The sequence below is a fragment of the Planomicrobium sp. CPCC 101110 genome, assembly GCF_007859395.1.
Taxonomy (GTDB): domain Bacteria; phylum Bacillota; class Bacilli; order Bacillales_A; family Planococcaceae; genus Planococcus.
The window spans coordinates 583,759-604,925 of the sequence record NZ_VOHD01000003.1 but is presented as its reverse complement, the minus strand read 5'-3'; the positions used below and the strand labels follow the sequence as shown (position 1 = coordinate 604,925).

General features: G+C 46.5%; 22 protein-coding genes. 4 read left to right on the top strand and 18 right to left on the bottom strand.

Going from position 1 to position 21,167, the window contains the following annotated elements:
* The first annotated feature begins 170 nt into the window (after window positions 1-170).
* Together FQV30_RS03130 and FQV30_RS03125 are read left to right on the top strand one after the other, a co-directional pair.
* A complete protein-coding gene (locus tag FQV30_RS03130; RefSeq protein WP_146498677.1) occupies window positions 171-998 on the top strand; it encodes an ABC transporter ATP-binding protein in 828 nt (275 codons plus the stop codon).
* A complete protein-coding gene (locus FQV30_RS03125; RefSeq protein ID WP_186725503.1) occupies window positions 995-1,645 on the top strand; it encodes a hypothetical protein in 651 nt (216 codons plus the stop codon). The genes FQV30_RS03130 and FQV30_RS03125 overlap by 4 nt, the downstream gene beginning before the upstream one ends.
* Before the next feature lie 50 nt (window positions 1,646-1,695).
* On the opposite strand, the gene FQV30_RS03120 is transcribed toward FQV30_RS03125, so the two are convergent.
* On the bottom strand, window positions 1,696-2,067 hold the full coding sequence (locus FQV30_RS03120) for a VOC family protein (RefSeq protein ID WP_146498675.1): 372 nt from the start codon (window positions 2,065-2,067) through the stop codon (window positions 1,696-1,698).
* A gap of 143 nt (window positions 2,068-2,210) precedes the next feature.
* Between FQV30_RS03120 and FQV30_RS03115 the strand changes: the two genes are divergently transcribed.
* On the top strand, window positions 2,211-2,891 hold the full coding sequence (locus FQV30_RS03115) for a hypothetical protein (protein ID WP_146498674.1): 681 nt from the start codon (window positions 2,211-2,213) through the stop codon (window positions 2,889-2,891).
* Between the two features lie 32 nt (window positions 2,892-2,923).
* Here the strand turns inward: FQV30_RS03115 and FQV30_RS03110 are convergent, their stop codons facing one another.
* Complete coding sequence (locus FQV30_RS03110) at window positions 2,924-3,769, bottom strand: VLRF1 family aeRF1-type release factor (RefSeq protein WP_146498673.1); 846 nt, start codon at window positions 3,767-3,769, stop codon at window positions 2,924-2,926.
* 172 nt (window positions 3,770-3,941) lie between these two features.
* Between FQV30_RS03110 and FQV30_RS03105 the strand changes: the two genes are divergently transcribed.
* A complete protein-coding gene (locus FQV30_RS03105) occupies window positions 3,942-4,250 on the top strand; it encodes a DUF3243 domain-containing protein (RefSeq protein ID WP_146498672.1) in 309 nt (102 codons plus the stop codon).
* Between the two features lie 70 nt (window positions 4,251-4,320).
* Here FQV30_RS03105 and FQV30_RS03100 read toward each other — a convergent pair whose 3' ends face one another.
* The 16 genes from FQV30_RS03100 to FQV30_RS03020 all read right to left on the bottom strand — a co-directional run bounded on the left by FQV30_RS03100 (window position 4,321) and on the right by FQV30_RS03020 (window position 20,910).
* Complete coding sequence (locus FQV30_RS03100; protein WP_146498671.1) at window positions 4,321-5,589, bottom strand: MDR family MFS transporter; 1,269 nt, start codon at window positions 5,587-5,589, stop codon at window positions 4,321-4,323.
* Window positions 5,590-5,638: 49 nt separating this feature from the next.
* Window positions 5,639-7,765: an ATP-dependent helicase gene (locus FQV30_RS03095; protein WP_146498670.1), complete on the bottom strand. Its 2,127-nt coding sequence runs from the start codon at window positions 7,763-7,765 to the stop codon at window positions 5,639-5,641.
* Between the two features lie 184 nt (window positions 7,766-7,949).
* Window positions 7,950-8,150, bottom strand: a complete 201-nt coding sequence (locus FQV30_RS03090; protein ID WP_146498669.1) for a YwbE family protein — start codon at window positions 8,148-8,150, stop codon at window positions 7,950-7,952.
* An 82-nt stretch (window positions 8,151-8,232) separates the two neighbouring features.
* Entirely contained in the window at window positions 8,233-9,783 is a 1,551-nt protein-coding gene (locus FQV30_RS18105) for a DUF2382 domain-containing protein (RefSeq protein WP_255473293.1), read from the bottom strand.
* 350 nt (window positions 9,784-10,133) lie between these two features.
* Window positions 10,134-10,736, bottom strand: a complete 603-nt coding sequence (locus tag FQV30_RS03075) for an alpha/beta hydrolase (protein ID WP_146498668.1) — start codon at window positions 10,734-10,736, stop codon at window positions 10,134-10,136.
* Between the two features lie 172 nt (window positions 10,737-10,908).
* Window positions 10,909-11,787: an Hsp33 family molecular chaperone HslO gene (gene hslO, locus FQV30_RS03070; RefSeq protein WP_146498667.1), complete on the bottom strand. Its 879-nt coding sequence runs from the start codon at window positions 11,785-11,787 to the stop codon at window positions 10,909-10,911.
* Window positions 11,788-11,827: 40 nt separating this feature from the next.
* Window positions 11,828-12,049 carry a DUF896 domain-containing protein gene (locus tag FQV30_RS03065; RefSeq protein WP_146498666.1) on the bottom strand — a complete coding sequence of 74 codons (222 nt, stop codon included), beginning with the start codon at window positions 12,047-12,049 and terminating at the stop codon, window positions 11,828-11,830.
* Window positions 12,050-12,065: 16 nt separating this feature from the next.
* On the bottom strand, window positions 12,066-12,548 hold the full coding sequence (locus tag FQV30_RS03060; RefSeq protein ID WP_146498665.1) for an RrF2 family transcriptional regulator: 483 nt from the start codon (window positions 12,546-12,548) through the stop codon (window positions 12,066-12,068).
* Between the two features lie 157 nt (window positions 12,549-12,705).
* Entirely contained in the window at window positions 12,706-13,239 is a 534-nt protein-coding gene (locus FQV30_RS03055; RefSeq protein ID WP_146498664.1) for a chromate transporter, read from the bottom strand.
* A complete protein-coding gene (locus tag FQV30_RS03050; RefSeq protein ID WP_146499553.1) occupies window positions 13,236-13,787 on the bottom strand; it encodes a chromate transporter in 552 nt (183 codons plus the stop codon). Before FQV30_RS03050 ends, FQV30_RS03055 begins: the two co-directional genes overlap by 4 nt.
* 41 nt (window positions 13,788-13,828) lie before the next feature.
* Window positions 13,829-15,433, bottom strand: coding sequence for a gamma-glutamyltransferase family protein (locus tag FQV30_RS03045; RefSeq protein WP_146498663.1), 1,605 nt, complete (start codon window positions 15,431-15,433; stop codon window positions 13,829-13,831).
* Between the two features lie 59 nt (window positions 15,434-15,492).
* A complete protein-coding gene (locus FQV30_RS03040; protein WP_146498662.1) occupies window positions 15,493-16,497 on the bottom strand; it encodes an ABC transporter ATP-binding protein in 1,005 nt (334 codons plus the stop codon).
* Window positions 16,463-17,476, bottom strand: coding sequence for an ABC transporter ATP-binding protein (locus tag FQV30_RS03035; RefSeq protein ID WP_146498661.1), 1,014 nt, complete (start codon window positions 17,474-17,476; stop codon window positions 16,463-16,465). The genes FQV30_RS03040 and FQV30_RS03035 overlap by 35 nt, the downstream gene beginning before the upstream one ends.
* A gap of 8 nt (window positions 17,477-17,484) precedes the next feature.
* Entirely contained in the window at window positions 17,485-19,047 is a 1,563-nt protein-coding gene (locus FQV30_RS03030; protein WP_186725502.1) for an ABC transporter substrate-binding protein, read from the bottom strand.
* Between the two features lie 18 nt (window positions 19,048-19,065).
* Window positions 19,066-19,953 carry an ABC transporter permease gene (locus tag FQV30_RS03025; RefSeq protein WP_146498659.1) on the bottom strand — a complete coding sequence of 296 codons (888 nt, stop codon included), beginning with the start codon at window positions 19,951-19,953 and terminating at the stop codon, window positions 19,066-19,068.
* Between the two features lie 15 nt (window positions 19,954-19,968).
* Window positions 19,969-20,910, bottom strand: a complete 942-nt coding sequence (locus FQV30_RS03020) for an ABC transporter permease (protein WP_146498658.1) — start codon at window positions 20,908-20,910, stop codon at window positions 19,969-19,971.
* Window positions 20,911-21,167 lie beyond the last annotated feature (257 nt).

Genomic DNA, 21,167 nt, shown 5'->3' with positions numbered 1-21,167 from the left:
ATAATGATTCTCAATACGTTTTCATTCTATTGTTTTTCGTCACATTTGTAAAGGATTTTTTTGAATTATAGTGAAAATCGTTCTCACTTATTGCAATTTTATGATATAGTTAGCGTATTGAGAAATCCTATCAGTTATTTAACCAGCGAAAGATGTGGAGGAATTACACAATGACGATGGCTGTCCAAACAAACGACCTATCTATTGGATATAATGAAAACCTGCTATTCGAGAATTTGAATCTATCCATTCCGCGCGGCGAAATTTCGGTGTTTGTCGGCAGCAACGGCTGTGGCAAATCCACTCTTCTTCGCTCAATCGCGCGTTTATTGAAACCACAAGAAGGTTCAATCTTATTGGAAGGCAAAGAAGTGCACCGCATGTCTTCGCGGGAAGTTGCGAAGAAAATGGGCATCTTGCCGCAATCGCCGGTATCGCCGGAAGGCTTGACGGTCCACGATTTAGTGAAACAAGGGCGTTATCCGCACCAGTCTTGGCTGAAGCGCTGGACTGAGGAAGATACGGAAAAAGTCGAAGCGGCGATGAAAGCGACACGCGTCGATGAATTCCGCGACAAGCCAGTCGACGAATTGTCCGGCGGCCAGCGCCAGCGCGCATGGATTGCCATGACTCTGGCCCAGGATACCGACATTATTCTATTGGACGAGCCAACAACATATCTGGACATGACCCACCAAATCGAAATTCTCGATCTTCTGTTTGAACTGAACGAAACACAGGGCCGTACAATTATCATGGTGCTCCATGATTTGAACTTGGCTTCCCGCTATGCCCACAATATTATCGCCATTAAAGACGGCGAAGTCTTTGGCCAAGGCACCCCGGAAGATGTTATCAATTGCGATTTGGTCCGCTCCGTATTCGGCATGGAATGCCAAGTTTCCAAAGATCCGCTGTTTGGCACGCCGCATTGTGTGCCATTCGGCAGAGGCCGCTGCATCGTTCCGGAACTCCGGGAAGCCAAACTCGGTTCATGATGATGAATGAATTGGAAGTTTTTCAAGTGGCTGTCCAAAAAGGCGCGAGTGGATTTTTGACTGTTCAGGAAAGCATGGACAATCGCTCCGCTGAACTGTTAGCCGAAATCAGCCAAACAGTTGAAGCACCAAATGAAGCCGTAGCCTCGTCCGTTTTTATGCGACGCTTCGGCTTTTTCATTACCGCCCAGCTTTATTTGCTGGCTCAAGGCAAAATGTGGGATGGACAGCTGCATAATGTCCATCTGGTCAAAAACGATAGCGGGATTTCGTTTTCCATTGATGAGCGTTTTCTTCGGGAGCGCCAGCCAGGCGATCTGGAAATAGTTTTGAAACAATATGCCATGCCGGCCGTGGAGGCCTTCAAAAAAATCGGCCATGTGTCTAAAGTTACTTTATGGGAAAACATTTGGGGATATGTTATTTGGATGTACGGCATGCAGGATTCCGCCCAAGCCGAACGCGATGCCGCATCCCTCATGGATGCGGAGCTTTGGCGCCCTGAAATGCGCAAATCGTTTTTTTATCAGTTTTTAGGCGGACAAACTTTTCCTGAAGCGAAAAACAATTACAGGCGCCTCACATGCTGCTTATTGAAAGAAGTGCCAGGCACCGACAAATGCCCTTATTGCCCATTGAACAAATGAACGCTCCGCAATTGCGGAGCGTTTTGTTTTGGCTTTGAGTCTGCAAACAGTCATAAACCCGATTTTAAAAACTCCAGCCGATTGCCGAACGGGTCGGCGATGAAAAAGCGCAATACGCCTGGAATGCTGTCATCATTTTTCACTTCGATTCCGCTTGCTGACAAGTGTTTTTGCAGTTGTTCAAAACCGGTTACCTGAAATGCGGGATGCGCTTTTTTAGCAGCAGAAAAAGGTTCTTCCACTCCGACGTGCAGCTGGTAAGACGCAAACTCGAACCATACCCCTCCTCTGCCTTTTAGCGCATCAGGCTTTTCCACTTGGTTCATCCCCAGGATGCCGTTGTAAAAGCTGATAGCGGCTTGTTCGCTATTGCTTGGCGCCGCTACTTGGATGTGGTCGATTTTATCAATTGAAAAGTCCATAACTCCACCCCTTTTCTTTTCAGCATACTCATCTCTCTTTGAAAAGGAAATTCAATTGTTTTTATGTATTTTGATAAGATTTCCTTATGTCTTTGCAAAAAAGCGTTCTTCCCGTAGCATAAGACTAAAAGGAGCAATTCCTTATGCCTTTTCCTGACCAGCTTAAATATTCCCTTGCGGCCCATTCCGTTGCCGTCGATCAGCCTCCGCTTCGTCCGCTTCCGCAGGACTTAAAATCGATGATGGATGACATCAGGCATTGGAGCGGCGCACAGAACGATGGTGTGGCCGTCTCTTATTTCTTCCGCCAATATGCGCTTTTTGTCTCAGCTCAATTTGATTTGATAACCAGCCACAATGGCTATTTTGCTTGTTCGTGGCAGGAACTTCAATTCAGCCGGGTCCGCAATTACGGCTATAACCTGCTGCAGACCCATGCAGACTCTCGCAATTTCCTGGCGATTTTACCAGAAAATCGTTTTGCGGCAATGCATTTTGTACTCTATAGGCAAACCGAGGAGTTTATAGCCGAGTTCCGCAAACTTGTTAAAATTTCACCCATCACTTTATGGGAAAACATTCTAGGTTCCTTGTTATGGTTCTATGCCAGCCTTGAAAAACGCCAGCCGCGAAGAGCCGCCGAAGACATGGAATGGCTGCTCGAATCCAAGAACTGGCATCCCATCAAAACTTCCTATATGCAAAAACTGATCGGCTCCCAACCGCTTGAACGCGCCATATCAAGCCCTCTTCGAAAGACATGCTGTTTGTACAAAGAGCTGCCTGATTTCGCTGTTTGCACATTTTGCCCATCTCCAAAATAAAAAACGCCTCAGCATAGCGCTGAGGCGTTTTGTCAACTCAGATTCTCAAATACTTCATGCAGAATCTGGCTTGGGGAGCTATTGGCCAAGTTCTTCATTAAGCAGCTTGCAGGTTTCGTCTGCAGCGCTTTCGAGAACGCTTTGGCGTGTTCGGTCTCGCCTACTACATGGATTTCATCCCAATGGCGCTCTTTTTTCATTTTTTCAACTTTCGCTGCTGTTTCTTTATAGAAACGCTCTAAGTTTTCCTTCATGCGCCAGTTGAAATCATCCGCCGCGCTTCCTGAGTTTCCTCCCACATGGCTTTGCTGGCCGAAGGAACTAGTGCTGCTGCCCGCTGTGTGAGTTGCGGAATGGACGCCTTTTTGCTCATTCCAAAAATCGAGCCCCGAATCGAATTCATGGAAAATCTCTTCGTTGATGATTCCCATGGAAGTATCTAAAATACGGACCCCTTTCATGCTCGGCAAAACTACTCCGGCATAAGGATAAGCCTTATACATATAGCGCAATTCATCAAGCACCGGTTTTGTCTCCCAATGGAAGCTGGTCTTCACCGGCACTTGGACATAGTGCACAAACCAAAGGTCCTGATGGGGTGATGCAAAAATAATGACGCCTTTGTGCAGATCGTTTTGGTGGTCCAGAATTTCACGTTCTACTTTTTTCTTTAATTTTTTATAGTTATTTATTTCTTTCTCGTCCTGGGACGCCGTTAAGTATTCCTCTAATCGCTTAAGCCCATTTTTAAGATGGATTCTCCAAGCACCGTTTTGAGCATCTAAATCTGCCGGATTGGTATTCAAATAAACGCTCAGTACACATCGGTCCTCACAGTCAAAGTTCTTCAACTCTTGGATTTCGTTATACAAAATCATGCATTCATCATCCTCCTTAAATTCCATCCTTGTTATAGTGAATACCCGAAGACATTTCCCCTAAACGAGAATGCGCTTTCTTTTTGAACAATCTGACGTTTAAAAGAATCTCCAGGTGGTAAACAAGAAATGCAAGCAACAATGCAAGTAACTAAAAGGAGTGAGTAAAGAAATGGAAAACGTTGATAAAAAAGTAGACGAGAAATTACGGACATTTGACGACGAAAAGAAAGAAGAAATTCTGGCCAATTTCAATCACTTTAAACAGTACTTGAGCGGAAAAGTTGAAATCGGTGAAAAGATGGGGTTAAGCGAAGAACGTTTAGCGCAGATCACCGAAAAAGTAGCCAGCTATTTGGCGAAGCACGAAGAACCGAAAAACCGCGAAGAATATTTGCTGCAGGAATTGTGGAAAGTCGGGGACAAAGAAGAACAGCACATGATGGCGCATATGCTATTGAAGTTAGTTAAAAAAGAGTAAAACAAAAAAGACCTTCCTTAGATGGAAGGCTTTTTGTTTTTTATCAACACATGATTTGAAACAGCCCTCCTCAATAGGAGGGCTGTTTTTCAAACAAGCGGAACATCAGCAGGTATACAAAACCGCTGGCGATCGCCAGTATTCCTAAAATGGCGAAGGTCCAGCCGAAACCGAACCATGCCGTCATCGGAATGGATATCGGCGCAATCATCCGCCCGATTGTATAGCGCATGCTGGCTGCTGCAAAATATTGTCCTCGCATTTCTTCAGGCGCAAGTTTCGATATGAAGCTTTGCTGCAGCCCTACTATCATCAGTTCGCCAAAAGTGAAAATCCCCATCGCCAGCACCAGAATCCAAAAAAGTGAAGTCAGCGGAAAAATCCACATCGCCACTCCATAAAGGACAGCCGACATGAAAAATACCCATTTCTCCCGGAACTTTGTCATCCACCTTGTGACGAACACTGTGAAAAGCGCCACAAGCAAGCCATTTTCGGCCAGCAGAAATCCGAATGAGGTTTCTCCTGTTACCGTCCATTCCCAATCAAACAACGAAGCTACGGTTTGCACATCTATCCGTTCTTCCAAGTACACCGGAATGAGCAAGTCCAATTGCATAAAAGTCTGCGCCCCAAGAATTCCCGCAATAACAAAAAGCAGGAACAGACGGTCTTTGAAAATCAAGCCATACTCATGGAATTGCTTCCCTACTGCAGCAATCCAGCTTGGCGACACATTGTTTCCCCATTTCTCCATAGCCTTCTGTGACAAGGTTTCATTGGTATATAACCGCATCACCAACCCAAGCGCCATGGAAATTAGAGCAACAGCCAGCAATAATTCAAACCGGAAAGAGAAAAACAGCACCGCTCCGGCAAGCGGTCCGATAACTACAGCTATATTCAATGTGGTATAAAAAATAGCGAATACGTCACTCCGGTATTTCTCGGGTATTACATCGGCAATCATCGCCTGGCTGGCCGGCCAGTAAAGAGAACCGCACATCCCGACAATCGTGAAAGCGGCAAATCCAAGTACAGGCGACTCAAGCCAAGGTGAATTTGCGAAAGCGAACAAGAGGAATGCTAGTCCTTGCCCTACCGACGCTACCATCAGCATGTGTCTCCGTCCATAGCGGTCCGCGCAATATCCTCCAACTAAATTTGCCCCCACAGAAAAAACTTGGGAAACTATAAGCAAAAAACCCGCCAGCCCTTTTCCGAATTCTGCAGCAAAGTATATCGCCAAAAACGGAAATACCATCCAATAACTTGTATTCATAAAAAATTCGCCTACAAGGCGAACTTTTAAACTTCGGTCCCAATCCCTGATTTTCATGTTTTATCCTCACGTTCTTTATACTTCCCCAAACCTCTTAGCCCGCTTTTTATTTGATCAATTCCAGCAGTTTATAACTCAGGCAGATGTCGATCATCAGCTCTTTGCGTTCTTTTGCAAATTGGATGACAAGCCGTTCGTGGTCACGCCCCACAATTTTTCCGGCACCAAAAACCCGGTGGCGGACTTTAGCGCCTTCTACTAGCACATCATCCTGCTGCACGGCATTCGGATTGTCCGGAACTTTCACTTTGATCGGTTTTGCAGGAACAGCCGGCTGCTTTCTTACCGGCTGTTTCACAGGCACCACGATTTCCCGCACCTCGTCCATAAACCGGGATTCGCTGCCACAGCTGATCAGTTCCAGATGTTTTTTTGCCCGCGTCATGCCTACATAAAACAATCGGCGCGCTTCTTCCAGCAAATCCGGTTGTTCTGCATCTTCTTCTGTCGGAATGACCCCTTCCACCAGATCAATCATATAAACCCGGTCAAACTCCAGCCCTTTCGAGCTATGGAATGTCGACAACGTCAGCATATCATCTGTTTTCTCTGTTTTTGCCTGTTGTGTCACTTGTTCAAGTTCTTTCAAGCGTTTGGCAAACTCGGTCATTGAAGCCAGCGGCTCCGCAATTTGTTCGAGCGTGATCAGAATTTGTGACAGATAGTCCATTCGCATGCCAAATTTTTCAGCGCGGCTCGACAGCATCTGGTCATAGCCGAGATCCGCCCGAATGGTCCGGATAACTTTTAAAGGCTTCATCGTTTTCAATGCTTCAAACCACTTTTTTTGCTCCCCTAAGATTTTGATTTGATAATCCTTCAATGCCACATTGAGGTTGATTTCGTCAAAGGCGTTTTTAGTTGTCGGTTTCATGCGGCTCAATAGCTTGAGCTGCGAACCCGACCAATAAGCATTGGTTTTTGACGCGATTTTCGCGTAAATATCCAAGCGCTCCGGCTTCAAGCTAAAGCGCATGAAATTCAGCATGTCTTCCACAATCCAGTGCGAGAAAAAGCGGTTGTCTGCATCTTTCATATAAAAAGGAATGCCAAGGCGGTCCAGCTCGCTCATCAGCAAAGTAGAAGAGGAGTTGTTGCGGTATAAAATGGCCACATCGCCGAAACTCGGCAATTTCTGCAATTCTTTTCTCAAGTATTTCAGCTGGTCTTCCTCGGAAGCGAGCTTCCGCAAAACAATCGGGCCGCCTTCTTCTTGCTTGGTGAACATATTTTTGTCGTGCCGTTTTTTATTTGATTTGATAAAAAGGTTTGCCGCATCAACAATGTTTTTTGAGGAGCGGTAATTTCGCTCCATCTTCATGACATACGCCGTTGGGTAGACATCTTTGAATTTCAACAAGTAAGTCGGTTCTGCCGCCCGCCATGTGTAAATGGATTGGTCGTCGTCTGCCACGACACACAGATTTTTGTGCCGAGCCACCAGTTTTTCAACAATCGAGTGCTGAATCAATGAGGTATCCTGGCTTTCATCCGTCATCACGTAATCCCACCGCGCTTGATACTTCGCCAGAAGCACCTTGTCTTTTTCCAACGCTTCATTGGCAAGCGTCAGCATATCATCAAAATCCACTAACCTTACGTCATAGTTCTCTTTGAAAGCTTCATAGGTTTTCAGGATTTCGACAGCGCCAGGAAATGGCCCTTCAAGTTTGCTCCACTTTGTCCGCGGCATCATCTTGTTTTTAACAAAGCTGATAAATGACGTCAGCTCATCCAGCTGGTCTTCTGTAATCGGTTCATCGTTCTCGGTCTGGTACATTTCACGCAGTAAACGTTTCTTATGAAGGCCATTGGTTTCACTGCCCTCAATCATCACGTAGCGGGAGCCTGAGAAATACTCGCGTGTAATTTCAAAAGCCAGGCTATGGATGGTCGAAAAATCGACTGGGGCTTGTTTAGGAAAAAAACGCTTATAGCGCTCAAGCATATCAACGGCAGACGCCTTGCTGAACGTTATCGCTTTAATCCGCTGTGGAGCGACTCCTTTTTCTTCGATCAAATAGCCGATGCGCATGATCATCGTAGTCGTCTTCCCAGATCCAGGGCACGCCAAAAGCAGCAATGGGCCTTCTGTGCGCTCCACCGCTTTTCGTTGGATTTTATTCAATTGGACTCCAAGCTCCTGCTGTTTGCGTTCAAAAAATTGGCTCATCTGATACTCCTCCGGTTTTAAGTCCTTTTATTTTAACACAAGAAAAGCGCCAGCGCCCGGCAGAATCGACGGGCATAAGGCGGATTGGCGAAGCTGGGTTCTTGACCGCACAGCCGGTCCAAACATAAAAAAGAGCCCAGAATACTGAGCCCTTTTTCTTGAAATCCTGTTTTTTGAACTTCCTTTATTTCGAACTCAAAATTTCACATACCCGGCCTACTTGGCCGTCTTCAAGGCGCACTTTAATGCCATGGGGGTGCGTTGCGGAATTCGTCAGCAAATCTTTCACCACTCCGCGCGTTTTCTTTCCGGTGCGCTGGTCCTGCTTCAATATTACGTTCACTTCTAACCCTGGTTTTACGTCGCTTCTTTTCTTGCCGTCCATCCCATTACCTCCACTTTTCTTCTATCATATCGCAAAACGCAAAAAAGCGGGGGGATTCCCCCGCCTTGCACGTGTGTTTCAATTAAAAACGGTCTTTTTCATCACGATTCAAGTCAGTGTTTGTGTTTGCGTCTTCATCAATATCCGCTTCCTCGCGGCGAACAGTTTCATTGATGGTTTCCGTGTCTTGGACTTTGCGTTTGCCGACGACAATTTCTTCACTGACAACATTCGTCTTGCTGACTTCCACGCGTTCTTCCGTCAGCGGAATGTGGATGCTGTCGCCTTCTTGATAAGCATCGGCTGAGATGCCTCCTGAACCACCCCGAGTTGCAGCAGTGGAATCTTCGTTGACGGGACGTCGTTCGATTACAATTTCTTCCCGCTCAACCGGCACATCGATAGTTTGCCTTTCCTCTACCACGCGTTTGCCGACGTTCACTTCACCGGTTTGCACACGGTCTTTATCAACTTGCAAACGTTCTTCGTGAAGACGGAGAGTTTCTTCATCGGTGTCTGACCCGCTTCGGGCATCCGGGTTGCCAGAAGTAAAGGCTCCCGCGTTGCGGTTTGTATCCGCTCCCGTTCCTAAACCACGGGAATCATCGCTGCGCCCTCTGCTGGAATCGGCTCCCAATCCAGTTCCGCCTGTTTCGAAAAGGGTAGAATCGCGGTTTGCCGCGGTATCATTGCGTCCTGTATCGAATGTACCGCTGTCCGATGCTTTAGAACCTTCATCAGTTCCATAAGTGTCGGTATCACGGCGATCACGATCCTTGTCCGAATCGTTTGATCCAAAGAGGCCGCCAAGAATTCCGCCGCCGCTCTTCGAATTATCGTCTTTGTCCAATCCGCCAAAAAGGCTGCCTGAATCGCTATTGGCTGTCGTTCTGTCATCAGCGCCTTGGCCGCCTGAGCCGAACATGCCAGAAGAGCCGTCTGTTGTCGCACTGCTGTCGCGGTCCCTGTTAGTTGCTGAAAAATCGTTTACGTTCCGGTCGGGATTTGGGGTATCGTTTACCGCTCCGCCTGTCCCCAGTCCAAAGCCGGTGCCTGTTTTATCTCCCACGCCAGCTGTTTCGTCATAGCTTGCATTGTCGCTGGAACTCGGGCTTTTCGAGCCGTCTGAATATAAATCTCTCCGGTCTTCGTTGAAATAAACGTTGTTTTGATCGTTTGTATCAACTGTCAAGCCATCACGGCCTACTGTGCCTGTATCCACGTAATTGGTCCGGTCAGGCGACGGAGTGCCGTATGCCGCATTTTCCGTAGTTCCTGCTGCAGCTGTAGTTTGATTGTCATTCATATAATCCCGGTCAACGAATAACAGAATTTTCCCGTTTTGGACTTCGTGGTAATAGCGATCTGCTTCCCTTTCGTCTACACCCATCCCTGCAAATGCCTGGCGTACAGGTTCATTGCCGGACAGGAATCCCATGAACTTGTCTTTCCAGCTGCCTTCTGACGATTTATAATCCACGTCTGTGCGGCCGCGCACCATTGAAAGCTGCTCTTCGTCCTTCGCCATAACGTACATATGGTCTTCTGTAGCCCCTTGCGCTTTCAGTTCTTCAATTTTTCTCAATACTTCTTGTTCCGTGTCGAACGTTCCCATAAACTTATTGTCGGCCATTTTCTCTTCCTCCAATTCATTATGTGTATCGATGATAATCTTTCTTGCCTTAAAAATACCCCGCTGTTGGTTTCTCAAACATTCCAAGCAATTGGCGGTTCCACCGGCGGCAGACGCAACACATTATCCCTATTAAAAGCCGGCGCCTTATCCTCTGCCTCCCTTCCTTCTACACTATTTTCCTTAACAGTCTATCTACTCTTCTACTACCCTATGTAATCAGCAGGAAACTTGGCGCGCCAACAATTCAGACAATTTATTTTACCGGGATTTCGGCACGGGAACCTTACAGGCTGACCCTTTTTTTCCCGTAAAAAGCCCTCCTTTGTTTGAACAAAGGAGGGCAATTATTACAATTTGCTGTACCAGGCTTTTGCAGCTTCCACTTCAGACATCGTCAATTGATGGCCATTGCTTTCCCAATGGAGTTCCACTTTTGCCCCGGCATTTTGAAGCAATTTTTCAAGGTCTGTCGACTCTTCAGCGGGACAGATCGGATCGTTTGTCCCGGCGGCGATAAATACCGGAGTCCCGGTTAAATCAGGAAGTTCCGTTTCACGGTTCGGCACCATCGGATGATGAAGAATGGCGCCTTTCAATGCATCCGCATAAGTGAACAGCAAATTCCCCGCAATGTTAGCGCCGTTTGAGTAACCGACCGCAATTACATTGCTGCGGTCAAAGCCGTATTTTTCAGATGCTTGACCGATAAAATCATAAAGTTCTTTCGTGCGGATGGCCAAATCTTCCATATCAAAAACACCTTCAGCCAAACGCTTGAAAAAACGCGGCATGCCGTTTTCCAATACATTTCCGCGGACGCTCAAGACTGATGCGCTTGGATCGATGTGCCCTGCTAAAGGCAAAAGATCCCGTTCGTTGCCTCCAGTGCCGTGAAGCATCAAAAAAGTGGGGCTTGCCGGTCGTGAACCTTGCTGAAAAATATGTTCCATCGTTATAAAACCTCCAGTTTTTATCTTGCTATTTTAGCTTTTCCCTTTAAAGAGAAATCAAAACTTATCTTGAATTCAAGATAATTTTATCATACTATCAGCTGCAGATTCAAATAAAAAGATGATGAAAATAGAAAAAACCGCCCAGAAGACTAAGCGGTCTTTAAAATCCTTAAATAGTGGCTTTCAATAATTCTTCCAGATTTTCTTTTGAGAAATGATAATTTTCGTTGCAGAAATGGCACTGTGCTTCTGCCTGTCCATCTGTTTCGATCATATCCTGTATTTCTTCAGTGCCTAGGCTTTGGATGGCGTTTGAAATCCGTTCCCTTGAACATTGGCACTGGAATTGAACCGGCATCGTATCGAGGAAATTGACATTTCCTTCGCCAAGCACCGCCACCAGAATTTCTTCCGGAGTCATTCCATCACGCACCATCCTCGAAATCGTCGGAATCTCTTTCAAGCGTTCTTCAATATTGACGATCACTTCTTCTTCCGTCCCCGGCATCAGCTGAATGATAAAGCCGCCAGACGCCTGAATTGAATTATCGGGATTGACGATCACTCCCACGCCGACAGAAGAAGGGGTTTGTTCTGAATTGACGATGTAGTTGGTAAAATCCTCCCCTAATTCGCCTGAAACGATCGGCACTTGGCCGACATACGGCTGGAGCAATCCGATATCTTTGGACACTGATAAAGTCCCTTCGGTTCCGACAGCTCTTCTGACGTCCAGTTTGCCTTGGTCATTCAAATCAAAGTGGGTTTGCGGATTCGAAACATAACCGCGAACTTCCCCGTTGGCATTGGCATCTACCAGGATAGTGCCAAGCGGGCCTCCGCCATTGATTTTGATGGTCAATTTCTCTTTCCCTTTCATCATTGCACCAAGCATGACGCTTGCTGTCATTGAACGCCCTAACGCTGCTGATGCGGTTGGCCATGTATAGTGCCGGCGCTGTGCTTCTCCTACTGTTTCTGTTGTACGTGCAGCGTAAGCGCGCACTTGTCCGTCATATGCTAAAGCTTTCACTAAATAATCGTTCATTATATTTTCACACTCTTTCTATATAAGTAGTAAGAAGAAATCAGTTCAACAAAGATTTTTCTTGGCGCACTTTTTCGGGAGTGACGTCATTTCCGATTGGATCCAAGACAGTAAGGCCCGTTACAGTGTTCTCGACCTGCCCGCGAATTTCTCTTAAATAATCTTCGCGCAAAACTTGCTGCTCCACTTTTTCCGCATTGGTCAATCCGATTTCCCTTGCTTTTTTTGCTAATTCGTTGATACGTGCCAAGCTGGCTATCATCTTTCTCCCGCCTTTCTTATGCAACCATTTTTTCTTGGACCCATCGCTGTAACTCTTTCATTTTCAGCTGAAAAGGCTCTCTATGCATTTTTTGTGCTAGCGCCGCGATGGTTTCCCGTTTCATCACTAACTTCCACGCATCTTCGGCCTCGTCCATCAAATCGGTCAACAAGCAGCAATCTTCATCTTTTTCCAATTCAAGCAAATCTCCTAAAATTCCGCTTGAAGAATAAAGCGATTTCTGCCCTTCTATCGCCAAATAAATATCGTAAACACAAATATCTTCCGGTTTTTTCGTAAGTTTGAATCCGCCTTTTACCCCTGGCACTGATGTGATCAAATCAGCGGATACCAGTTTCCTTAAAAGTTTCTGGAAATAAGTGGGGGATGCGCTCAGTTGCTGGCTTATCGCTTCGCATGGCAAAACGGCTTTGTCCGGCAGCATATTCAGCAGCAGTATTGCATAAACCGATTGTTCGACCCCTGTTTTCATGTGCATCATTATTACCCCCGATAAATACTAAAGCGGATAATAATTGTCCGCGTTAGTAAATAATAGCGGATGGCGTATTATAAGTAAACAAATTAAGCTTGCACAAAACGTCAGCTTTAAATTTCACACAAAAAACCACCCTTATTCGGGTGGTTTTCCTCTTTCATATAAACGTAGTGAGTGCGCCGTATACCAGCGCCAAAACAATGACGAACGCCGGATGGATCTTCCTTATTTCAAGCAGCCAATAACTGACCACTACCAACACGACGGTTTGGATGCTGCCGAATGTTTCATTTGACGTTACGAAAAATTGTACAGTCATCGCCCCAAGCAAAACCGCAATGACCGGACGGATCAGTTTAGTAATGTTTTTCACTTGCATTGAATCCTTATATTTCATAAGGGTTGCCATCAGGATGAGCATCAAAAAAAGTGAAGGTGCGACAGAAGCGAACAGCGCAACAATTGAGCCGAGCACTCCGCCTTCCATATACCCGATATAACCGGCCATCTTCGTCGCAATCGGACCAGGCAAGGCATTTCCCAGGGCCAATACTTCCCCAAACTCCTGTGTGCTCATCCACCCGTAGCGGTCAACCACTTCTTTTTCGACCAGCGGGATCGAAGCTGGACCGCCGCCATACCCTAAAATTCCAGGAATGAAAAACGCGAGAAAAATGGACCAGTAAATCACATAGTTCCCCCCCTTTTCTTGAATGGCAGCAAGACGATGAGCAAAATGCCGACAATCAGCACCGCCGGATGGATGTGAAGCACTTCCAGCAAAACAGCAAACACGATGGTCAATACCACTGCCCGCTTCCAGCCTAGCGACTCTCCGGATTTCTTCAGAAAATCCCATGTCATGACCGCAAGCATGACGCCTACAACTGGCACAACAGCCGCCGACATATTATTGACCCACTCCAAGTTCTTGAATTGCTGCAATACACCCAGCAACAGGATCATCAACAGGACTGTCGGGACAACCGATGCCAATAAAGCAACAAGGCATCCAGTTATCCCATTGACCCGGTAGCCGATATAGCCGGCCATCTTTGTCGCAATCGGACCAGGCATAGTATTGCCTAGCGCCAACGTATCGCCAAATTCATCGTCTGTCATCCATTTGTATTTTTTTACGGCTTCGCGATGAAAAAGCGGAATGGAAGAAGGTCCTCCTCCAAACCCTAAAATACCGACACGGAAAAAGGCGGCAAAAATGTCGGCATTTGTTTTCAGGCCTGAAACTCCGCTTCCCTTTCCTCGCGTTTTGCCTTCACTTACCAAGCGGCCACGGCTCCGTCCGTACGTGATTCAGTGCCGCCTGATAATACGCCCGTTTCCGGGTTTCTCCAAATGATCTGGCCGCGGCCAAATGCTCCGCCGTCTGTCGCCACTTGGATTTGATGCCCTTTCCGGGCCAATGCTTGGGCTAAATAGTTCGGGAAGTGAGGTTCAACTAAGACTGTTTTCCCTTCCATCCACTGCCATCTTGGCGCATCAAGCGCAGCTTGTGGATTCAACAGGAAATCGATGGTGTTCGCCACCACTTGAAAATGCCCTTGTGGCTGCATATAGCCGCCCATGACTCCGAATGGTCCGACAGCTTTTCCGTCTTTCGACAAAAACCCTGGAATGATCGTATGATAAGTGCGCTTGCCGCCTCGCAGAACGTTTGGATGGCCTGGGTCGAGCGAGAAGTCGGCGCCGCGGTTCTGCAGTCCGATTCCGGTCCCAGGCACCACAATTCCAGAACCGAAGCCCATGTAATTGCTTTGTATATAAGAAATCATATTGCCTTCTTCGTCTGCTGCAGACAGATAAACCGTCCCGCCTTTCGGCAATTCATAAGGTTCTGGATGAGACGCCGTTTCTCCGACTGTTTCCGCGCGCTTTTTCGCATATTCATCAGAAAGCAAATGTTCCGCACTAACCGGCATTTCAGCCGGTTCCGTGATAAATTCTTTGCCGTCAGTAAATGCCAGCTTCATCGCTTCGATTTGTTCATGGTACGTTTCAGCAGATTGCCATTTCGGTTCGTTCAGGTTTTTAAAAATATTGAGCGCCATCAACGCCACCATGCCTTGGCCATTCGGCGGTATTTCCCACACGTCATAACCGCGGTAATTGGCAGAGACCGGCTCCACCCATTCCGGCTGATAGGCTGCAAGATCTTCTTTTGACAAAAATCCATTATGCTTTTGCACATAATCCGCAATCTTTTCGGCAAGGGCTCCCTCATAAAATGACCGGGCATCGGTTTCGCCAATCTCCTTCAAAGTAGAAGCATGGCCTGGAGATGTCCACATTTCACCGATTTCCGGCGCTTTGCCGTTTGGCGCGAAGGTATCAAACCAAGCCTGGTATTCTTCAGCAGTAAAAGAAGTTTTAAATTTGTCATAGGCCAGTTTCCAATACTTGCCGAGAATCGGTGTTAATGGATACCCCTCTTCCGCGTAACGGATAGCCGGTTTCAACGCTTCTGCAAGCGGCAGCTTCCCGAATTTCCTTGACAGTTCAGCCCATGCAGCTGGAGCTCCAGGAACTGTGATTGGGACAACGCCGTGAACAGGCATTTTTTCATGGCCAAGCGCTTTTACCGCTTCAGGGGAAATGCTTTGAGGGGCAGGGCCTGAGCTGTTTAACCCATGCAGCTTGTCTTTTACCCAAACAAGTGCAAAAGCATCTCCGCCAATGCCGTTCGAGGTCGGTTCCACTACTGTTAACGCTGCTGCTGCAGCAATCGCTGCATCAATGGCATTTCCGCCTTTTTGCATTACTTCGATTCCCGCTTGGGCCGCTAAAGGCTGTGATGTTGCGACCATTCCTTTTTTTGAAAAAACCGTATGCCGTTTTGATTCAAACGGATGTTGTAAGTAATCCATTAAAATTCCTCCAGTATCATGATAAGAGCCAGCTGCAGGGAAGTTCCCCTGCACCCGGCTCAGAGTTTAACGCCAGCAAAATGACATGCCGCAAAATGGCCTTCTTCGTGCTCGATAAATGCAGGTCTGTCGACTTTGCAGACTTCCTGCGCCATCGGGCAACGTGTATGGAAAACGCAGCCGCTTGGGGGATTTGAAGGGTTCGGCATATCGCCGACCAAACGGATCCGTTCTCTTTTCGCGTTCATGTTCGGCCTTGGAATCGCAGATAACAGGGCTCGAGTGTACGGGTGAAGCGGGTTATTGAAAATCTTTGAAACATCGCTCATTTCAACTGTATGCCCTAAATACATCACCAATACCCGATCGCAGAAATAGCGGATAACCCCTAAATCGTGGGAAATGAACAAATAAGACAAATTATACTTTTTCTGCAAAGCTTTCAGCAATTTCAAGACTTGGGCCTGGACCGATACGTCCAGCGCCGATACCGCTTCATCACAAATGATGAACTGCGGGTTCAGAGCAATCGCTCTTGCGATGCCGATGCGCTGCCGCTGCCCCCCGCTGAACTCATGCGGATAACGGTCGTAATGTTCTGCTTTCAATCCCACTTCTTTCAATAGATCCACAACAGCGTTTTTCCGCTCTTGCGCAGACAAATCGGTGTGCATTTTAAACACTTCATCCAGTGCATGGCCTACACGCTGTCTTGGATTGAGCGAAGCGTATGGATCCTGGAAAATCATTTGCATCTCTTTTACAAATTTCTTTTTCTCTTTTCGCTTCAAGTCTTGGATTTCTTCATTGTTGAATTTAATCTTTCCCTCTGTCAGCTCTTCAAGGCCGAGAATCGTTCGCCCAAGTGTTGATTTTCCGCATCCGGATTCACCGACGACCCCAAGGCTTTCACCTTTATAAAGCTTCAAGGAAACCGATTCGACAGCTTTCACATTGCCTTGGACGCGCTTCAACACGCCGCCCTTGATCGGGAAATATTTTTTAACTCCATTCAATTCTAACAGAACTTCAGGTTTGGACGGTGACTTTACCGGTGTTTCCATATTTTTCGGCCTCCCCTTCAGCAAGCCAGCAACTCGCAGAATGTCCTTTTGATACAGTAAATTGCGGCGGTTCTTGGACTTTGCATTTTTCCATAGCAAATTTGCAGCGCGGATGGAAACGGCATCCAGGAATATGCTCGTTCAATCCTGGCATATTTCCGGGAATCGGTTCAAGTTCAAAATCCGGATCGTCGACATTAGGCACCGAATTCAGCAAACCGATTGTATAGGGATGCTGAGGGTTGTTGAAAATTTCCTCAACTGGCCCTTCTTCAATCTTTTTACCCGCATACATGACCATTACCCGGTTCGCGACTTCCGCAACGACTCCCATATCATGGGTAATCATCAATACGCCCATATTGAGCTTTTCCTTCAAGTCATTGATCAGATCGAGAATTTGCGCTTGAATGGTCACGTCTAGTGCAGTAGTAGGCTCATCTGCAATCAGTAAGCTCGGGTGGCAAGCCAGGGCCATGGCGATCATGACCCGCTGGCGCATCCCTCCGCTTAGTTCATGCGGATACTGGTTCAGCCTTTTTTCCGGATTGGGAATCCCCACTTGCCTAAGAAGTTCGATGCTTTGTTTTGACGCTTCAGCTTTTGACACTTGATGGTGCAAAATCAGCGGCTCTCTCAGCTGGTAGCCGATCGTCAGCACCGGATTCAATGCAGTCATCGGCTCTTGGAAAATCATGGACATCTTATTGCCGCGCAGCTTCCGCATCTGTTCGTTTGAAAGCTTTTGGAGAGGTTCGTTGTTCAACAGAATCTCTCCGCTTTCGATTTCACCGTTCGACGCCAGCAATCGCATGATGGACAAAGAGGTGATGCTTTTCCCGCACCCTGATTCCCCGACGATGCAAAGCGTTTCTCCTTTGTCGACATGAAAAGAGACATCTTTGACCGCTTGCAATGAACCCTCAGCTGTACGAAACGACGTCACTAAATTTTTCACTTCAAGTAATGTCTCTGCCATAGTTTTCCCTACTCTCTTGTTACGTTGTACAGGCTCCATTGGCCGTTCGGATCCAATTGCAAGCCTTTGATCGATTTATCAGTGGCAGAAGTTACCACACCGTGGTACATAACAACTCCAACGTCTTCGTTAAGCCATAATTCGTTTGCTTCGTTCAAGAATTTTTCGCGTTCAGCTTGATCAATAGTTGTACGGGATTGTTCAACCAATTTATCAAATTCCGGATTGCTGTACTGCGACATGTTTGAAACACCTACATTATCTGAATGGAAGTTCGGGTAAACCATTTCTGAACCGTCACCAGTCACGTTCGACCAGCTTAAGAAAGTAAGGTCAAAATCTCCAGCGCGTGCTGTATCTAAGAAAGTTGCCCACTCCATTGTTTCGATTTGGACATTGAATCCAGCTTCAGTTAATTGCGATTGGACAATTTCAGCCATTTGAACAAAAGTTCCACGATTAGCGGCAAGCAATTTGATCGGCTCATCACCAAATCCGTTTTCTTCAACCAATTGTTTTGCAGCTTCAGGGTCATATGCTGTTGCGCCATTAGCCGCAGCTTCGTTGTATCCGAAAACTTTAGGTCCGATGATGCTGTCATTTCTTACACCCAACCCGTTCAACTGGTCAACAATTGCATCGCGGTCAATGGCCGCTGCGATAGCTTTACGGAACTCGGGGTTTTGGCCGCGTTCAGTATTATGGTTAGGGGACAACCAGTAAACCGGTGTTCCTTCTTTTTTCGTTACTTCGACGTTTTCAATCGCTTCGATACGGGATAACTGTTCTGCAGGCAATGCATCCAGGAAGTTAACCTCACCTGTTTCCAGCATTGAGATAGCAGTTGACGCTTCAGGAACAACCCTAAATGTTACTTTGCTCAAAGCAGGTGCGCCGCCCCAGTAATCTTCGTTCTTCTCGATGACAATCTGGTCACCTGTTGCCCAGCTGACAAACTTGAATGGGCCTGTTCCTACCGGCTCTTTCATCAAATCTTGTTTTTCATCTGCTGTCGGTGAAACGATAGATGCATTTGAGTGAGACAAAGCGGCAACCATTGAACCGTATGGGTATTTTGTTTTAATTTCTACAGTTAAATCATCTACAACCGTAATTTCTTCGACTGGCTCTAAAAGTGAAGCGCGTGGTGCTGCAGTAGCAGGGTCACGCAATTTGTCAAATGTGTATTTAACGGCTTCTGCGTTAAAAGGCGTTCCGTCATGGAAAGTGATGCCTTCTTTCAATTTGATCACCCAAGTTAGTTCATCCGGGTTCTCATAAGATTCTGCAAGTTTCGGCTGGAGTTCCAACGTTTCAGGATCGCGTTCAAATAAAGTTTCGTATACTTGTTCGATAACGCTAGATGAAACTGAGTCATTTGTTAAAATTGGCGAAAGCCCGACTGCATCTGTTGTCGATGCGTAAATAACCTCTTGTCCTTCTGCCGGTGCTGAAGAACCTGAAGAACTGGAATCCGAAGTTTCGGCTCCTTCAGGAATTGTGCTTTTTGAACATGCGCTTAAAAGAATAATTCCGAGCACCGCTAAGATAACCAACCAATATTTTTTCATCAATATTCCTCCTATAATTTAATCCTGTAAGTCCATGTTTGGATCGAGTGCGTCCCGCAAACCATCGCCCAGAACATTGAATGCGAAAACTGTCAGCATGATGGCAATACCCGGAACAATCGTCAAATGCGGCGATGACCACATGAATGCTTGCCCTTGAGAAATCATTGCGCCCCACTCAGGTGTCGGCGGCTGTGCCCCGAGGCCTAAGTAACTAAGTGAAGCAGTTGAGAGAATTGCAGTTGCCATCCGCATTGTGGCAAACACGATAATCGGGGCGGAAGCATTCGGCAGAATATGCCGGACCATGATCCGCAAATCAGAAGCGCCCATCGAACGCATCGCCATGATGTATTCTTTCTCTTTAATAGAAAGAACGGAACCGCGGACAATCCGTGCACATGTCGGAATCGACCAGATACTGATAGCAATTGCCACGTTCACTAAGCTTGTCCCAAGCACTGCGATGATCAGCATCGCAAGCAGGATTCCTGGAAAAGAGAACAAAAGATCGACAAAACGCATAATGACTGCGTCTAATTTGCGGTAATAGCCCGCAAGCATTCCCAGGATAATCCCACCGATCAAGCCGAGTGTGACAGCTATACTGCCGACCACCAGAGAAATTCGGGCTCCGTATACAATCCGGCTCCAGACATCCCGGCCATAATTGTCAGTGCCAAGCCAATGCCCTGGGCTGAACACCGGCAGTTCACTGTCGGCCAAGGTTTGCTTGATGGGGTCATGCGTTGTAATCATCGGCGCGAAAATAGCCATCAGTATTTGCAGCAAGACGATTATCAAGCCAATGATGGCCAACTTGTTTTTAAACAGACGCTTCATCGTGGTGACGATGTATTTTTCCCTCTTTTTTTCTTTCAGTTCTACTGTTTCGACCGTTGTCATAGCACTCCCCCCTTTTTAATCATATTTAATCCGAGGATCGATGTAGGTATACACAATATCAACGACCAAGTTAACAAGGACGAATAACGAAGCGACAAGCAAGACCGAACCTTGGACCATCGGAAAGTCCCGTGCTGCAATGGCGTCGATCATCAAACGCCCTACTCCATTGATCGCAAATACCTTTTCGGTGATGATGGTGCCGCCAAGCAAAAATCCGAAATTCAATCCAATAACTGTGATGATCGGGATCATGGCATTTTTCAATGTATGGATCCAAATAACACTGCTTTCTTTAACTCCTTTAGCTCGGGCCGTCCGCACATAATCAGCACGGATAACTTCAAGCATCGAACTTCTTGCCATCCGGGCAATCATTGCTGCAGAGCCGGTTCCCAGTGTAATCGCCGGCAAAATCAATTCCTTGATGCCGGCCACTGTGTAAAACGGATTTGACATCCCTCCTACCGGCAGCCATTGAAGGTTGACGGCAAAGACAAGAATCAGCAATGCCCCCAGCCAGAAGTTCGGAATTGAAATTCCAGCAAGAGCGAAAGTAGTAGCAGATACGTCAAGCAAAGAATTTTGCTTCAACGCTGAAACTAGACCTGTAAGAATCCCGATAATCACCGCTACAATCATGCTGGCAACAGCAAGCTTGAGTGTGTTCGGAAAACGTACGGTAATGGCATCCGCTACCGGTTGGGTCGTTTGGTACGAATAACCGAAGTCCCCTTGGATGGCATTGCCGACATAGCGTGCATACTGTGCAAGAAACGGATCATCCAGCCCCAAGTTCGCTCGAATGGCAGCAATATCTGATTCTGTCGCTGTCGGTCCCCCGATGATAGCCGCCGGATCTCCCGGAGCTATATACATTGAAGAAAACACCAAGAAAGATATTCCAAAAAGTAAAAAGACTAATTGCAGGGCACGACGAATAATTAGAGAAACCAAAATCCCACCTCCATATCATTTGTTAACCAATTAATTAAATTCACTTAACAAAAGTAAATAGTTTGATAAATCCGATTATAAAGTAATGAAATATAAAAATCTATATGAATTTTCAAAAAAGTGATATTTTCCGATTTTTAATTTACAAGTTGACAATGAACCATCCGAATCTCTTACTTTTTGTCGGCGTTAATTCCCATTAATCCATCATCTGTTACCTTTATTTGCAAACGGTTACTTGACATATCGCAAGTAAA

What these genes read in the sequence shown, in the direction of transcription:
- FQV30_RS03040 (WP_146498662.1), bottom strand. Translation starts at nt 16,497, where the DNA reads ATGGAAACACCGGTAAAGTCACCGTCCAAACCTGAAGTTCTGTTAGAA.
- FQV30_RS03065 (WP_146498666.1), bottom strand. Translation starts at nt 12,049, where the DNA reads ATGATAGCCAGCTTGGCACGTATCAACGAATTAGCAAAAAAAGCAAGG.
- FQV30_RS03025 (WP_146498659.1), bottom strand. Translation starts at nt 19,953, where the DNA reads ATGACAACGGTCGAAACAGTAGAACTGAAAGAAAAAAAGAGGGAAAAA.
- FQV30_RS03105 (WP_146498672.1), top strand. Translation starts at nt 3,942, where the DNA reads ATGGAAAACGTTGATAAAAAAGTAGACGAGAAATTACGGACATTTGAC.
- FQV30_RS03115 (WP_146498674.1), top strand. Translation starts at nt 2,211, where the DNA reads ATGCCTTTTCCTGACCAGCTTAAATATTCCCTTGCGGCCCATTCCGTT.
- FQV30_RS03035 (WP_146498661.1), bottom strand. Translation starts at nt 17,476, where the DNA reads ATGGCAGAGACATTACTTGAAGTGAAAAATTTAGTGACGTCGTTTCGT.
- FQV30_RS03060 (WP_146498665.1), bottom strand. Translation starts at nt 12,548, where the DNA reads ATGCACATGAAAACAGGGGTCGAACAATCGGTTTATGCAATACTGCTG.
- FQV30_RS03100 (WP_146498671.1), bottom strand. Translation starts at nt 5,589, where the DNA reads ATGAAAATCAGGGATTGGGACCGAAGTTTAAAAGTTCGCCTTGTAGGC.
- FQV30_RS03075 (WP_146498668.1), bottom strand. Translation starts at nt 10,736, where the DNA reads ATGGAACATATTTTTCAGCAAGGTTCACGACCGGCAAGCCCCACTTTT.
- hslO (WP_146498667.1), bottom strand. Translation starts at nt 11,787, where the DNA reads ATGAACGATTATTTAGTGAAAGCTTTAGCATATGACGGACAAGTGCGC.
- FQV30_RS03120 (WP_146498675.1), bottom strand. Translation starts at nt 2,067, where the DNA reads ATGGACTTTTCAATTGATAAAATCGACCACATCCAAGTAGCGGCGCCA.
- FQV30_RS03090 (WP_146498669.1), bottom strand. Translation starts at nt 8,150, where the DNA reads ATGGACGGCAAGAAAAGAAGCGACGTAAAACCAGGGTTAGAAGTGAAC.
- FQV30_RS03095 (WP_146498670.1), bottom strand. Translation starts at nt 7,765, where the DNA reads ATGAGCCAATTTTTTGAACGCAAACAGCAGGAGCTTGGAGTCCAATTG.
- FQV30_RS18105 (WP_255473293.1), bottom strand. Translation starts at nt 9,783, where the DNA reads ATGGCCGACAATAAGTTTATGGGAACGTTCGACACGGAACAAGAAGTA.
- FQV30_RS03130 (WP_146498677.1), top strand. Translation starts at nt 171, where the DNA reads ATGACGATGGCTGTCCAAACAAACGACCTATCTATTGGATATAATGAA.
- FQV30_RS03030 (WP_186725502.1), bottom strand. Translation starts at nt 19,047, where the DNA reads ATGAAAAAATATTGGTTGGTTATCTTAGCGGTGCTCGGAATTATTCTT.
- FQV30_RS03110 (WP_146498673.1), bottom strand. Translation starts at nt 3,769, where the DNA reads ATGATTTTGTATAACGAAATCCAAGAGTTGAAGAACTTTGACTGTGAG.
- FQV30_RS03045 (WP_146498663.1), bottom strand. Translation starts at nt 15,433, where the DNA reads ATGGATTACTTACAACATCCGTTTGAATCAAAACGGCATACGGTTTTT.
- FQV30_RS03125 (WP_186725503.1), top strand. Translation starts at nt 995, where the DNA reads ATGATGATGAATGAATTGGAAGTTTTTCAAGTGGCTGTCCAAAAAGGC.